This is a genomic window from Nesterenkonia sp. DZ6 (assembly GCF_022565835.1).
Classification (GTDB): Bacteria; Actinomycetota; Actinomycetes; order Actinomycetales; family Micrococcaceae; genus Nesterenkonia.
Map to the genome: position 1 here is coordinate 126,241 of NZ_JAJOYW010000001.1, position 13,287 is coordinate 139,527.

At 66.4% G+C, this 13,287-nt stretch carries 14 protein-coding genes; 9 read left to right on the forward strand and 5 right to left on the reverse strand.

All coding sequences use genetic code 11. The annotated features are described in order from the left end of the window. Positions 1–44: 44 nt before the first annotated feature. From LTH93_RS00625 to LTH93_RS00635, 3 genes are read left to right on the forward strand one after another with little or no spacing between them, the layout of a single operon-like run. Positions 45–746, forward strand: a complete 702-nt coding sequence (locus tag LTH93_RS00625; protein WP_241469503.1) for an ion transporter — start codon at positions 45–47, stop codon at positions 744–746. 53 nt (positions 747–799) lie between these two features. Next, the gene (locus tag LTH93_RS00630; protein WP_241469505.1) at positions 800–1,183 is read left to right on the forward strand and encodes an NYN domain-containing protein; all 384 of its coding nucleotides are present in this window, start codon (positions 800–802) and stop codon (positions 1,181–1,183) included. Next, positions 1,173–1,430, forward strand: a complete 258-nt coding sequence (locus LTH93_RS00635) for an OST-HTH/LOTUS domain-containing protein (protein ID WP_241469507.1) — start codon at positions 1,173–1,175, stop codon at positions 1,428–1,430. Before LTH93_RS00630 ends, LTH93_RS00635 begins: the two co-directional genes overlap by 11 nt. Before the next feature lie 38 nt (positions 1,431–1,468). On the opposite strand, the gene LTH93_RS00640 is transcribed toward LTH93_RS00635, so the two are convergent. The 3 genes from LTH93_RS00640 to LTH93_RS00650 all read right to left on the reverse strand — a co-directional run bounded on the left by LTH93_RS00640 (position 1,469) and on the right by LTH93_RS00650 (position 3,501). After that, positions 1,469–1,675 (reverse strand): hypothetical protein, encoded by a 207-nt coding sequence (locus LTH93_RS00640; protein ID WP_241469509.1) that lies wholly within the window; start codon positions 1,673–1,675, stop codon positions 1,469–1,471. Positions 1,676–1,846: 171 nt separating this feature from the next. Continuing rightward, positions 1,847–2,644 carry an SDR family NAD(P)-dependent oxidoreductase gene (locus LTH93_RS00645; RefSeq protein WP_241465081.1) on the reverse strand — a complete coding sequence of 266 codons (798 nt, stop codon included), beginning with the start codon at positions 2,642–2,644 and terminating at the stop codon, positions 1,847–1,849. An 80-nt stretch (positions 2,645–2,724) separates the two neighbouring features. Next, positions 2,725–3,501 (reverse strand): SOS response-associated peptidase, encoded by a 777-nt coding sequence (locus LTH93_RS00650; RefSeq protein ID WP_241469511.1) that lies wholly within the window; start codon positions 3,499–3,501, stop codon positions 2,725–2,727. An 899-nt stretch (positions 3,502–4,400) separates the two neighbouring features. Here LTH93_RS00650 and LTH93_RS00655 point away from each other — a divergent pair. The 6 genes from LTH93_RS00655 (at position 4,401) to LTH93_RS00680 (ending at position 9,542) form a co-directional block, all read left to right on the forward strand. Next, on the forward strand, positions 4,401–5,504 hold the full coding sequence (locus LTH93_RS00655) for an ATP-grasp fold amidoligase family protein (protein ID WP_241469513.1): 1,104 nt from the start codon (positions 4,401–4,403) through the stop codon (positions 5,502–5,504). Between the two features lie 54 nt (positions 5,505–5,558). Further along, entirely contained in the window at positions 5,559–5,795 is a 237-nt protein-coding gene (locus LTH93_RS00660) for a hypothetical protein (RefSeq protein ID WP_241469515.1), read from the forward strand. A gap of 95 nt (positions 5,796–5,890) precedes the next feature. Beyond that, the gene (locus LTH93_RS00665; protein WP_241469517.1) at positions 5,891–6,862 is read left to right on the forward strand and encodes a DMT family transporter; all 972 of its coding nucleotides are present in this window, start codon (positions 5,891–5,893) and stop codon (positions 6,860–6,862) included. A gap of 189 nt (positions 6,863–7,051) precedes the next feature. Beyond that, positions 7,052–7,201 carry a hypothetical protein gene (locus LTH93_RS00670; RefSeq protein ID WP_241469519.1) on the forward strand — a complete coding sequence of 50 codons (150 nt, stop codon included), beginning with the start codon at positions 7,052–7,054 and terminating at the stop codon, positions 7,199–7,201. 33 nt (positions 7,202–7,234) lie between these two features. Then, positions 7,235–8,959: a DNA-3-methyladenine glycosylase 2 family protein gene (locus LTH93_RS00675; protein WP_241469521.1), complete on the forward strand. Its 1,725-nt coding sequence runs from the start codon at positions 7,235–7,237 to the stop codon at positions 8,957–8,959. Then, positions 8,946–9,542 (forward strand): methylated-DNA--[protein]-cysteine S-methyltransferase, encoded by a 597-nt coding sequence (locus tag LTH93_RS00680; RefSeq protein WP_241469523.1) that lies wholly within the window; start codon positions 8,946–8,948, stop codon positions 9,540–9,542. The genes LTH93_RS00675 and LTH93_RS00680 overlap by 14 nt, the downstream gene beginning before the upstream one ends. Here LTH93_RS00680 and LTH93_RS00685 read toward each other — a convergent pair. Both LTH93_RS00685 and LTH93_RS00690 read right to left on the reverse strand, forming a co-directional pair. Beyond that, positions 9,460–12,765: a DNA polymerase III subunit alpha gene (locus LTH93_RS00685; protein ID WP_255727089.1), complete on the reverse strand. Its 3,306-nt coding sequence runs from the start codon at positions 12,763–12,765 to the stop codon at positions 9,460–9,462. The genes LTH93_RS00680 and LTH93_RS00685 overlap by 83 nt on opposite strands. Then, positions 12,762–13,112, reverse strand: coding sequence for a hypothetical protein (locus LTH93_RS00690; RefSeq protein ID WP_241464628.1), 351 nt, complete (start codon positions 13,110–13,112; stop codon positions 12,762–12,764). Before LTH93_RS00690 ends, LTH93_RS00685 begins: the two co-directional genes overlap by 4 nt. Between the last annotated feature and the right edge of the window lie 175 nt (positions 13,113–13,287).

Genomic DNA, 13,287 nt, shown 5'->3' on the forward strand with positions numbered 1-13,287 from the left:
GGCGGGAGGGAACCCACCGCATCACCTATGGAGGTCAGCAGACCGTGAGAAGCCGATCCACGCGCGCACCGGCGCAGCAGGCAGAGCGGGAGAATGCCGCCGAACGCCTCGCGGCACAGCTGGACCGACCCATGGGCATGCTCGGCATCTTGTTCCTGTTCGTCTTTCTGGGCCAGATGCTCGTCACCGAGCCCGGATGGAGCCGGGCGCTGAGCGTCGCCGGCTGGGTGTTCTGGGCCGTCTTCGTCGTGGAATTCCTTCTGCGCGCGTATGTTGCCGGGTTCCAGAGGGCGTTCTGGCGGCGGAACTGGTGGCAGGTGATCTTCCTGCTGGTGCCGTTCCTGCGCTTCGTCCGCGCGCTGCAGGCAGTGCGGGTGCTGCGCGTGACGCGCGTCGCCCGGGTGGGTGGGATCCTCTCCGCCGGGGTGCGCGGTTCCCGGTCAGCCGGGCGGCTGCTCTCCAGCCGCATCGGCTGGCTCGCCGCGGTGACCGCCGTCGTCATCCTGGCGGCGAGTCAGCTGCTCTACGCCTTCGAATCCCACACCGACTACACCACCGCGCTCTACGAGGCGGCGCTGGCCACCGTGACCGGCACCGGAATAACCACCGAGGACCCGTTCTCCAAAGTGGTACACCTGGTGCTGGCGGTGTACTCCGTGGGCGTCTTCGCGACACTTGCCGGGTCCGTCGGCGCGTACTTCCTGCGCGGGGAGGATCCGGTGGTTCAAGAGAGTGAAGATGGTTAGTTTCTTCCATCCTGAAAGCATGTTAACTCGTGTGAGAAGTTGACCACCAGAAGGTGGAGCTCCATGATCAACAAGTGAATAGTGACAAGAAGCGAATCGCGTTGCTCATAGATGTCGAAAACGCGCCAGCCTCAAAGGTTGACGTTGTGTTCGCAGAAGTCGCGCGCCATGGCGTTGCCACCGTCCGACGAGCGTACGGCAACTGGAAGAGTCCCCGGCTCCAGCAGTGGGAGGCCGCCCTCCATCCATACGCGATCCGACCGATGCAGCAATTTGCCTACAGCACCGGGAAGAATTCTGCCGATATGGCGATGGTGATTGATGCGATGGATCTGCTTCGTGCGGGCTCGATCGACGCGTTCGCCCTCCTGTCGAGCGACGCGGACTTCACGCCGCTGGCGATGCGGATACTGGCGGACGGCCTCCGTGGGCGGTGATGCCGGCCTTGTCCTCCTGATGCGCAATGCTGTCGAAGCTGCCCGCGGCGACGACGGTTGGGCGAATCTCGGTGCCGTGGGGCAACAGATCAGCAACCAGGCATCGCTGGACCCGAGAAACTACGGCTATCGAAAACTGAGCGATCTGATCGAGGCGACAGAACTGTTCCAGGTCAAACGTCAGAATCTGGGCGTCTTTGTGCGAGATAGGGGCCTAGCGGTATCGGGAGCTCCCCGTCGAGGCTGAGCACCCGGGTGAGAGTCAGCTGGGCTGGCGCGCCCACCTCAACTGCGCAGATTCACGCTGAGGTCCTGATCGGCCGTGGCCTGGAGTGACTCGCTATCGGCGGTCATCGTCTCCGCACCCGGGACCCGATCGGTGTTCTGCGCGCTGACGGCGAGCCAGGCGCCGTCGTCGTCCTCTGCTGTCCCAGGCTGCCGCTGGAAGGTGAAGCTGATGACACCCTGCCGGGTGCCGGAATCCGTAGTCATGCGCGGCCCGGATCCGCTTCCGGCTGTTCCACCAGAGACCGACCACGTCGACGAAGTTCGCATCCTCGACGAGGAGCGCGGCCAGGGCGTCGGCGTCAGCAGCCTTCCACGCCTGCGCGAAACCTTGGGCGACTCCTCCAGGGGTGCTGGTGCCACCGCCTTCCGCCCCGGTCACGGCAGGATCGAATCGACGTAACCACCGTCGACCCGCAGCGCGCCACCGGTGGTGGCCGAGGCCAGCGGTGAGGCGAGATAGGCGACCATGTTCCCGATCTCCTCGGGTTCGATGAGTCGGTGCAGCAGCGACTGGGCGCGGTGTTCCTGCATGAACTCTCGCTGCGCTTCGGCCCAGGACTTGGATGAATCCACCAGCTGGTAGACGAAGTCTTCGATGCCTGCAGTGAGGGTGGGCCCTGCCAACACCGAGTTCACCGTCACACCAGATCCGGCAGCTTCTTTCGCGAAACCGCGCGAGACGGCAAGCAGCGCCGATTTGGTGGCTCCGTAGTGGATCATCTCGGCGGGGATCACGACGGCGGAATCACTGGCGATGTTCACGACTCGGCCCCAGCCGCGGGCCATCATCTTCGGCAGTGTGGCGCGGATCAGCCGAACCGCGGAGAGGACGTTGACCTCCCAGAACCGCTGCCAGTCGGCATCGGGGATCTCCAGGGCCGGCTGGGCGCCGAAGATGCCGAGGTTGTTGACCAGAATGTCTACCTCGCCGACGGCCCCGAGGGCTTCGGTCAACCCCTCATCCGTGGTCACATCCCCGGGTGCGCCGATGAGAAGCTCTTCGGGCAGACCGTCCTTGGCGAGAATGAGGATGGCGGCCTCCACCTTGTGGGCGCTGCGGCCGTTGATCCCCACGCGAGCTCCGGCCTCGGCGAGCCGCTTCGCTATTGCGAAGCCGATGCCCTGAGTGGAACCACTCACGAAGGCTGTCTTGCCGGTGAGGTCCAACGCAATCATGGTCTGCTCCTGCTGTTCCCGGGGGTGCTTGTCACTGCGGCGGAGCCGTGGTGACGCCAAGGCGGATCACCGCACGTTCATCTCCACAGAGTCGGTGTAGGTTCCAAGAGTTGGGGTCCGTTGTTGCGCACGTTGCCCACCGCCGGGTCCACCTCGTAGATCTCCCAGCCCGAGGCGGCCTCGGGGATCTCCCCGCGCAGCTGCTCAAGCAGCACCTCGAGCTCCTCAGGCGTCTTCTCCCCCGGGTGGATCCACTGAGCGGCGAACTCCTCGGTCATCGCCAGGGGGATGCGGTCATGCAGCGCGGCGAGCTCGCTGAGCACACCGTCGTCGGTGGTCTCCGGGGAGGGCCCGGTGAGGATGGTGCAGGAGAGGATCCAGGGGTCGGACTCGCCGCGGGCCTCGGCGTTCTTGTCCTTCCACCATTCGTAGAGTCCGGCGAAGACCAGAGGTGAGCCATCAGCGGAACGGATCGCATGCGGTCGCTTCTTCGCTCCCTGCGCCTTCCACTCGTAGTAGGCCTCGGCGGGGACCGCACAGCGCCGAGATTTCGCCGCCGAGCGGAAGCTGGGTTTGGAAGCGACAGTCTCGGAACGGGCATTGAAGGTCCGGGAGCTGAATGTCATGTCCTTGGCCCAGACCGGAAGCAGTCCCCAGCGAGCAGGGTGGAGTTCACGCAAGAGCTCCCCGGCGTCGTCATAGCGCTCCACCAGGATGGGCACCGTGGAGGTCGGGGCGACGTTCCAATTCGGCGCGATCTCGAAAGCCGGCGGCTGCACCGGCCCGAGCCGCGCCCGGTTCAGATCATCGGCCAGATCACCGGTGTCCTTGGCCATGACGTAGCGTCCACACATGCTCTGAGCTTTCCAGATCGGGGGTTCGGAGGGCAATTGTCGTGGCCTCCGGGTCTTCACCGACGTTGAAGGGACCCGCGCCCTCGACCACCGCCGACCTCGCGTCCGCACCGATGGCGATGGGGTCTGCGAAGAGCCGGCGGGTCTCGTGGGGAGGAAATCCGACGCCCGCGGCGCCGCAGCCTTCGAGAGCTCTGCATCGCGCGACAGTGCCACGTAGAGCGCAAGGAGCTCAGGCTCGAGAGTGTCGAGCCGCGCCAAGATGTCTTGGCCGCGGCGGGTCCGGGTGATTGCGGCGAAGTGCATGCGCCCGTCCGGTAGATCCACGAACATGTGGTCTACCCCGTCGGTGACCGCAACCTGTCGGAGGAGGGGGCCGGCTCGCGGGGCGCGCAGGCCCAGCCAGATGGGCTGCAAGGCTGGTCTCCTGACGACTGCGCCCAGACACTCAGACACGAACCACCAAGCGGCTGGCCGCTCAGTCCCAGATCGAGATTGCGCGTCTGCCCTTCTGAGCTTCGACGCCGTCGGGACCGCAATGAACAAGCAGCCGCAGAAGCCGATCTAGACTTCTGAAGCACGGAACAGGACTCGCTGTTGGAAATGACCCCACTACGGGATCACTAATCGCGACCACAACGTGTACTTCGGCGTCACAGAAACGCAGATGAGCCCACTCACATATACGGTTGAAACCGCAGAAAAGCGGGAGCTGCATCCTAGAACCCCTGACAACCTGATCCTCAGATCACGCGCGGGCAGGATCGCGGCCCATGCACCACTTCGGTGGTGGAAATCGACCAGCAGCTCTCAGGGCTGACTCATCACGACGCGCAAAGAACCGGTACCCCTACATGACATCCGCCATAACCGATACGAAATCACCCTTTTTGAATTTCGTGACGGCCGAGTTTTGGAACCGCGGCTCCCAGCATCGTCGTGACCTATCGAACAAGACCTACGTTCATCAGCTTCTCGCGGAGAAGACTCTCGGCGGGGAACGAATCGGATTGCCCAAGCAGCACGCGGTCCTCACCTCCACGAATCAGATCACCTCAGACGTCCTCGGGGACCGGGTGGCGCTCAAATTCGCGAATGGCTGGTCAGCCAAGGGAGTCATGCTGCTCGAACGCATCGACGCGGACCTGTACTACGACCATATGGCTCTGCGCGAATGGACGCTTGAGGGAATTCGGGAGAAGCAGGATTCGGTAGCGACAGCATTCCCAGGCAAGAAGGCCGAATGGATCGTGGAGGAGCTCCTTCGCGGAGCCCAGCCCGGTGCGGTGCCCTTCGACTACAAGTTCTACATGTTCCAGGGACAGATCGGCATGGTCGCGCAGATCGACCGGAACTACTCACCGCCCCGCATGGTCAAGCTGGACGGAGATCTGAAGCCACTCGTCGCAGGGCGGGACTACATCTTCAAGCCGAAGGACCTGCAGCCAGGAGTTCCGGTGGTCCCGCGCTCTGCGGTGATGCTCTCCCGGTGGGCCATCGAGCTCGCGAAGATGACCGATGCCCCGTTCGTCAGAGTCGACCTCTACGACACCGACGACGGCCCGTACTTCGGCGAATTCACGTTCTCATCAGGGGCGGAGTTCAAACGCACGATCACCTACAGCCAAGAGGTGCTCGACTACTTCGATGCGCTGTTCGCCGATGCGGAGAAGACCCTGAAGGGGGAGGCCGTCGAACCCCGGCGAAGCTGGAGCACTCTGCTGCAGTCCACCAACGCTGAGGTCCTGGCTGCACATCCACGGATCAGCCTTCAGCAGTACCAGCGCTTCGCCAAGTTTCTCTATCACCGAGGCAGCCTGGGAGGATTCCGGCTGGCACAGGCGCAGAAGAGCTTGATGGAAGACGGTGGAGACAAGGCGATCAATGACTACCTGTCCGAGGCACACAGCTCCGCCGGACGGCGGGCCTTAGCGCGCCGTCCACAACTTCCGCCAGGACTTCGGAAGATCGTCGGAAAAGTCTATAGAAGGCTCCGCCGGTAGCTCAGCTGGCGGGTCACGATCACAGCCCGTGATGAGGGACTGACCGCCCGCTGCATGGAGATCTCCCGTGTGAGCATTGTCTGGGTCGAGATCCTCTCGGTCGAAGAGGGTCTTGAGACAGGATTCGCCGAGGGAGCCGGGTATCGCGTTCTCGCAGATGGGAAAGCAGGGCTCCTCGTCGGTGGGCCATTCATCGAAGTCCGCGATGCGCGCAAGACCTGTCTGTTGAGCGCCCATGACTCTGGGGCCGTGGCGGAGGAGATTCGCCGGCGCCTCGTGACAGCGAGCTGAAGGTCACCACGGCGATAGTCTGAGTACCTGACCTCGCCGGTGTTCCGACACCGGACCACGCCTCCGCCCTCGATCATCGACCAGGAACCACTCTGATGCTCCCCTACCTGTTGATGGTCATGGTCGTGATCTTCTACGCGGGAAACATTCTGGTCGGAGAGGCGCTCAACGATCTGCCGCCGCTGACCATCGCGTTTTCACGACTGGCCGTCGCTTTTCTCTGCCTCGTGCCTCTGGCGGCCAGGACGGCGTGGCGATCCAGAGGCCTGTTCCTCCACGAGTGGAAGCCGCTGCTGCTGCTCACCCTGACCGGCGTCGCGTTCTTCAACACCTTCATCTACGCCGCTCTCCAGTTCACCTCCTCGACGAATGTCTCGGTGCTGGAGACCCTGATTCCCGCGCTGACTCTGGCGCTGAGCGCCCTGGTGCTGCGGGAAAGGCTGTATGCGCTGCAATGGTCGGGGTTGTCGCTGTCGATCCTCGGGGCGCTGTGGGTGATCACCGATGGTCAGATCTTCGCCCTGGCACAGCTGGAGTGGAACATCGGTGACGGAATCATGATCGGGGCGGTCGCGTCCTGGGCGGTCTATTCGCTGGCCGTCACGCGCTACCTCAGTCTGTTTCCCACCTTCAGCGTGCTTCTGGTGATGACCGGGCTCGCCGCGGTGATCCTGGCGCCGTTGGTCGTCATCGAATGGGCGGTGCTCGGGGTGCCGGCCTTCAGCGCGGCCGAACACCTTCCGGGTCTGATCTACCTGGGAGTCTTTCCCGGCCTGCTCGCCCTGTTCTTCTACAACCGCGCGGTCCAGCAGCTCGGTGCCTCCCGCGCCTCCATCTTCTTGAACTTCCTTCCGGTCGCCACGATGGCCGGCGCGGTGCTGTGGCTCGACGCCCAGCTGACGCTGCCCAAGATCACCGGTGCGCTCGTCGTCGTTCTGGGGGTCTTCATCACCACCCGGGCGGGCAGGCGCCCACCCCTTTCGCGGAGCGGGACTCACAGACTGGCGCATCCCAGCAGCCGCGAGGGACTGCGTGAGACCTTCAGACCACCAGAGGAGCAAGCATGACCAACAGCGACCGCAGAGATGATCGGACCTTCTCCGAAGCGGCTCCGAAGTCGCCGCTGCAGCTGGCCTCGCCCAAGGCTTCCAGCGAGCCTGTGCCTTTGCGTCGCGCGGGAGCTGGGGCGGGGCAGGGACAGAGGCGACGCTCCGACAGGCGCAGTGGTGGGCATATTCTTCACCGTCTTCTAGGTCATGCAGTTCATTCCAGCGGTGCTCTCCGAGGGGTGTCTCGAGGTCAGTCCCTTCGTCGATGCGGTGAGCTGCCTGGCCCTCGCGGCGCTGCCCTGCGTGTTCCTCCGCGCAGGATCGGGCAAGGCCACGGCCAGGTCCGATTCCCGCTAGCTTTCCGCGTGCGCGAGAGGTGGAATGGAAGACATGGACCAGGACGAAGTATTCGAGCGCCGCTACCGGGCCGTGAGGTCCCGGGATCGCCGCTTCGACGGGCAGTTCTACACCGCGGTCTCCTCCACGAGGATCTACTGCCGCCCCTCCTGCCCGGCGCAGACCCCCAAGCCTGAGAACGTCACTTTCTACTCCACCTCCGCCGCCGCGCACGAGCACGGCTACCGGGCCTGCAAACGGTGCCTGCCCGAGGCTGCCCCGGGCACCCCGGAGTGGAACACTCGCCAAGACCTGGCCGGCCGCGCCATGCGGCTGATCCGCGAAGGCACGATGAACGACGGCGGAGTGGAGGCCCTCAGTGCACGGCTCGGTTACAGCAGCCGTCACCTGCACCGAACCCTGAGCGCCGAACTGGGGGCGGGACCACTGGCGCTGGCCCGGGCCCACCGGATCCACCTGGCTCGCAGTCTGCTGGTCGGCACGTCCCTGCCGATCACCGAGATCGCCTTCGCTTCCGGGTTCTCCTCGGTGCGCCAGTTCAACGACACGGCGCGAAGTGTCCTCGGCGCGGCGCCCCGGGAGATCCGCCAGCGAGCCCACCGGTCCGCCGGCACCGCCCGGGAGTCCGCAGAAGCCGGCGGGTCCAGCGGGTTCACCGAATCGAGTCTGGTCCGCCCGTTCGGCGCCGATTCGCCTCCTGCTCAGCGCCTTGCCCTGCGCCTCGCCCTGCCGGTGCGGGACCCCTTCAACGCGGTGGCGCTCTTCACCTTCCTGGCTGAACGTGCGATCCCCGGTGTGGAGTTCACCCAGCTCGACGGCGAGGCGCTGGTCTACGCGCGCACCCTGCGGCTGGCCCACGGACCGGCCGCGATCCAGGTCACCGCAACCCCGGCCAGCCCAGGCCAAGCCCGGGACGACCCTGCACCCTCATGCCTGCACTGGCGACTGCACCTGGAGTGTGAACTCAGCGCCTGGGCGGATATTCCCGCCGCCGTCGCCGTGGCGCGTCGGCTCTTCGACCTCGACGCCGACCCGCTCGCCGTCGGCGCCGCACTCTCCACCGACCCCGCGCTGGCTCCCCTGGTCGCCCGCTCCCCCGGGCTGCGGATCCCTGGCACCGCCGATGGCCCGGAATACCTGATCCGCGCCATCGTGGGCCAACAGATCTCGGTGGCGGCCGCCCGCACGCATCTGAGCCGGCTCGTCGACGCGCTGGGCACCGAGCACGCGTCGTCCTTCGCGGGGCTGTCCCGGCTGTTCCCCACCGCGGAGCAGATCTCCGCCGGGGTCCCGGCGCCGCCGTCGCGCGCCGGTTCCGCCCCGCCAGCCCTGGACCCGGAACGGCCGCTGCGACTGCCCGCCCGCTCCATCACCACCGTGCGCACCGCCGCGGCGGCCCTGACCAGCGGAGCGCTCGGCGTGCACCAGGGGGCAGACACCCGGGAGCTGCATGATCAGCTCACCGCCATGCCGGGCATCGGGCAGTGGACCGCCTCCTACCTGATGCTGCGCGTGCTGGGCGACCCTGATGTCTGGATGACCGGCGACATCGTCCTGCTCACCGGCGCCAAGAAGCTCGGCCTGCTGGAGCCGGGGCTGAACAAGGCTGCCGCGCATCGAACTCTGGAGTCTCATGCCCGGCGCTGGTCGCCCTGGCGGTCCTACGCCGCGATGCATCTGTGGCAGGCGGCAGCCACCCCACCAGCTCACACCCACCACGTCATGCCTGAAAGGACTCTTCAGCATGAGAATCCTTGACACAAGATTGCAGCATGTCAGCCTCACAACTCCTGATGGACCTTTCAGCGTGGTGTCTGATGACAGTCACGTCCTGGCCTCCGGATGGACCTGGGATATCACCTCCCTGGTTGAGCTGATCCATCCCGAGCTGCGGGAACGCACCGGCCACAGGGATCCCGCACCGGATGCTGAGACTCCGCAGCCACCTGGTCCTTCGGTGCTGGACCAGGCGGTCGAGGCGGTGGAGGCCTATTACGCCGGTGACACCTCCGCCGTGGACAGCGTCCCGGTGCAGCAGCGCTCGGGACCCTTCCGTGAACACGCCTGGGAGGTGCTGCGCCAGGTGGCGCCGGGAGCCCCGCTGACCTACGCCGGGTACGCCCAGCGAGCGGGACGTCCTGCGGCGGTCCGAGCGGCGGCCGGGGCCTGCGCGATGAACGCGGCGGCGCTGTTCGTGCCCTGCCATCGGGTCATCCGCACCGACGGCGGGCTCGGCGGCTTCCGCTACGGGGTGCAGATCAAGCAGAGCCTGCTGCAGCGGGAAGCCGCCCCGGCACGGTCTCCCCACGCAGATCCCAGGCGCGGGTCGCCTGCACGGTGACCGCCCGCGGTCCGGTGCGCCGAATGGTGCCCTCGGCGATCAGCATCTTCGCCGCGAAGAGACACTCCCCGGTGTTGCGCTGGGCCTCCTCGAAGAAGCTCAGGTCCACGCAGCCGGTGCCGTCGTCGAGGGTGATGAACACGACCCGTTTGCCCGAGGCCATCGGCGGGGTCTGGGTGGCCACCCGGATCCCGGCGACCCGGACGGTGGCGCCGTTGCGCAGGGACAGCAGGTCTTCGGCGAAGGTGACCCCGGCGGCCTGCAGCACCGGGTGATGGAAGTCCATCACGTGCCCGCTGGTGTCCAGCGAGGTCAGGTCCAGCTCGGTGGTGACGATCTCCCGGGCCTCCAGCTCCCCCGCACCGGTGGGCATGTTCGCGATCTCCACGTCCCCGATGGGCAGCGACAGCTGACCCTGGACCTGGCGCACCGGCAGCTTCTTGGCGTACTCCAGGTTGGTTGACTCCACCCACTGGATGAGGTCCTTGCGGTTCTTCCGACCCTCCGGCAGCAGGCAGTCCAGGGCGCCCACCTTGGCCAGATCGCGCAGCGTGGAGCGTTTCAACCGGGACCGGTCGCGCAGGTCCGCCAGCGAGGCGAAGGGCTGCTCCGCCTCGATCCGGCGCAGCTCGGCCTTGGAGATCCCCTTCAGCCCGATCAGCGACATCCGGATACCCCACACCGGCAGCCCCGCCACCGAGGTCGCCTCCACGTGGTAGCTGCTGGTGGAGCGGTTGACGTCCATCGGCAGCAGCGGGATCTTCAGCCGGCGGGCCTCGGAGACCAGCAGCCGCAGCGGGTACATGCCCGGGTCATGTTCGAAGAGTCCACAGAGGAAGTGCGCGGGGTGATGGGTCTTCAGCCAGGCCGACTGGTAGGTGGGCACGGCGAAGGCCGCCCCGTGGGCCTTGCAGAATCCGAAGCTGCCGAAGCTGAGCAGGATCTCCCAGACCCGGTCGATCACCGCGGCGGAGTAGCCGCGCTTGACCGTCTCCTCGCGGAAGAAGATCTCCACGGGTCCTGACTTGTCCTTGCTCATCGCGCGGCGCAGCTCATCGGCCACGTCCAGGCCGCAGCCGGTCATGGTGTCGAAGATCCGCAGCACCTGTTCGTGGAAGACCACCACCCCGTAGGTCTCGTCGAGGATCTCGGCCAGATCGGGGTGCGGGTAGCCCACCGTCTCGTAGCCGTGGCGGCGTTCCAGGTAGGGCTTGACCATGCCAGAGCCCATGGGCCCGGGGCGGAACAGCGAGATGTCCACCACCAGGTCATTGAGCGTCTTGGGCACCAGCTTGCCGATCAGCTCGCGCTGCCCGGGGCTCTCGATCTGGAAGCAGCCCAGGGTATGGGTGGATTGGATCATCGCGAAGGTCGCGGGATCGGCATAGTCCACGTCTTTGACCATGTCGATCACCTCCCCGGTGGTGCGTTCGAGCTCGGTGAGGGCATAGGCGATCGCCGACTGCATCCGCACCCCGAGGATGTCGAGCTTGATGAACCCCATCGGGTCCATATCGTCCTTGTCGAACTGGCTCATCGGCAGCCCGTTGACGCCCGAGCGCTCCACCGGGGTGAGCTTGAGCAGGTTGTCGTTGCCCAGGATCACGCCGCAGGGGTGGGTGGAGATGTGCCGAGGCAGCCGGTCCAGGCGTTCGGAGAGGTCCACCAGCAGGTCCAGCTGCTGGCGTCCGGAGCTGCGTTCGGTCTCGATCCGCTCGGCCAGGCTCTGCAGCTCGGGCTTCTCCTGAAGGGCGCGGCGAAACTCCCGGGCGGGGAAGCGCCACATGATCTCCGCCAGCTGGTCGATCTCCTCCTCGGGGAGCCCCAGTGCGAGCCCGGCGTCCCGGACCGCGCCGCGGATCCGGTAGGCGTTCTGCATGCTCATCAGGGTGACCCGCTGGGCGCCGAAGCGTCTGAACACGGCTCGGTAGATCCGGTGCCGCTCGGAGGACTCCACGTCGATGTCGATATCGGGAAGGGTGGAGCGCCGGCGGGAGAGGAAGCGTTCGAAGATCAGTCCGTGTTGCAGCGGATCGATGGGGCTGATCCCCAGCGCGTGGACCACCAGCGAGGAGACCGCCGAGCCGCGGGCCGCGGCACGGACCCCCATCTCGCGGATCAGCCGGGCCACCTCGGCCACGGTCAAGAAATAGGGGGCGAAGCCGAGGTCGGCGATGATGCTCAGCTCGTGCTCCAGCCGCGCCCGGGCCACACCCGCGCTTCTCTGGCCAGCGCTCGCTTCGGCCGCGCTCTCCTGGGCGAGCATCTCCGCCAGGCCTGATTCGCAGCGGGCGCGCAGCTCCTCATCCGGATCTCCCTCGATCCCGATCACGGAGGTCTCGGGCACCTTGGGCTGGCCCCAGCCCATGTCCGTGACCGGATCCAGCTGGCACTGGCGCCCCAGCGCCTCGGTGTTGATCAGCAGCTCCTCGGCCGGGATCGGGGTGCTGCTGGCCGCGCAGATCTCTGCGGCCAGTGCCTTCATCTCCGCGGCCGGTTTCAGCCAGCCCTGATCGGTGGGCTGCAGCGCCGAGGTGCTGTGCAGGTCCGAGAGCACCCGCACGGCGTCCAACACATCAGCGGTGGCGGCCTCATCGGTGCTCAGCAGCCGCACCGCATTGGTCAGCACCGGGGTGACCCGGCTGACCTGGGCCGCGCTGAGCATCCGGACCGCATGGGCGGTGGACAGCGGCTCCCCCGGAGGCGCCAGATGGGAGACGACCTCCACCCGCAGCGCCTCGCCGAGCACCTCACGCCATTGGCGCAGCAGTGCCCGGGTGCTGCGGTAATCCCGTGAGGCCGCGGCGGCACCGATCTCGCTCTCCGGCCCGGCCAGGACGAACAGCCGACGGCGCACCTGGCCCTCCCCGGGTGACCCGCACTCGGCCAGATCCTGCAGGGTCACCCGGGCGGCCTCGCCCTGCGGGCGTTCGTGGGCGCGGGAGATCAGCTGACACAGCGCCGCATACCCTCCGGAGGCATTGCTGGCGAGGACCACGGCCCGGCCGCGGTCCTCCACGGCAAGGCTGACCCCGAGGATCGGTGCGATGCCCAGGTCGATGCAGGCGCCGAGGTGCTTGACCGCCCCGTAGAGCCCGTCACGATCGGTGATGGCCAGCGCCGTCATCTCATCCGCCGCGGCGGCGGCCACCAGTTCCTCAGGCCGATTGGTGCCGTAGTGGCTGCTGAAGGAGCTGGCCACATTCAGGTGGGTGAAGGTCAATGGACCCGCACCAGACGCCAGCGCCCGGAGGCCAGATGCCGGCTGACATCAATGGTGTGCACCTCGGCGGCCTCGGTGCGGGATGTGGCTTCAAGCTGGACCTGCAGCCGCCAGATCTCATGAGCCACCAGTCCGGGGCGACCTCGCTCGGCACGGGGCTCCTCCAGCCACCAGCTGCGCCGCTGATACCAGCGGACAGGGGCTTCGACCACGAGGTGCCTCCGCTCTTTCCAGATCACCCGATGGGGCAGGAACTGCTCGTCGCATTCAACATCGATGGATTCGGTGAGCGTCACCGCTCCGCGGCGGGGTGCTCGGTCGGCTTCGGGACGAATAACAGTGGACATGGGCATGCTCCCTCTTTCATGTCTCCAAGAGGTATGACGAAGCCGATGGGAAGCCCGGAAGCCTCATCGTATTCGAACATACATTCGATAGCAACAGAGGTGAGCCTAGGACCGGGCACGGACACGGGTCACTGCACGGCAGCCGTCCCGCATGAGATCGGCCAAAAAAGTCAAT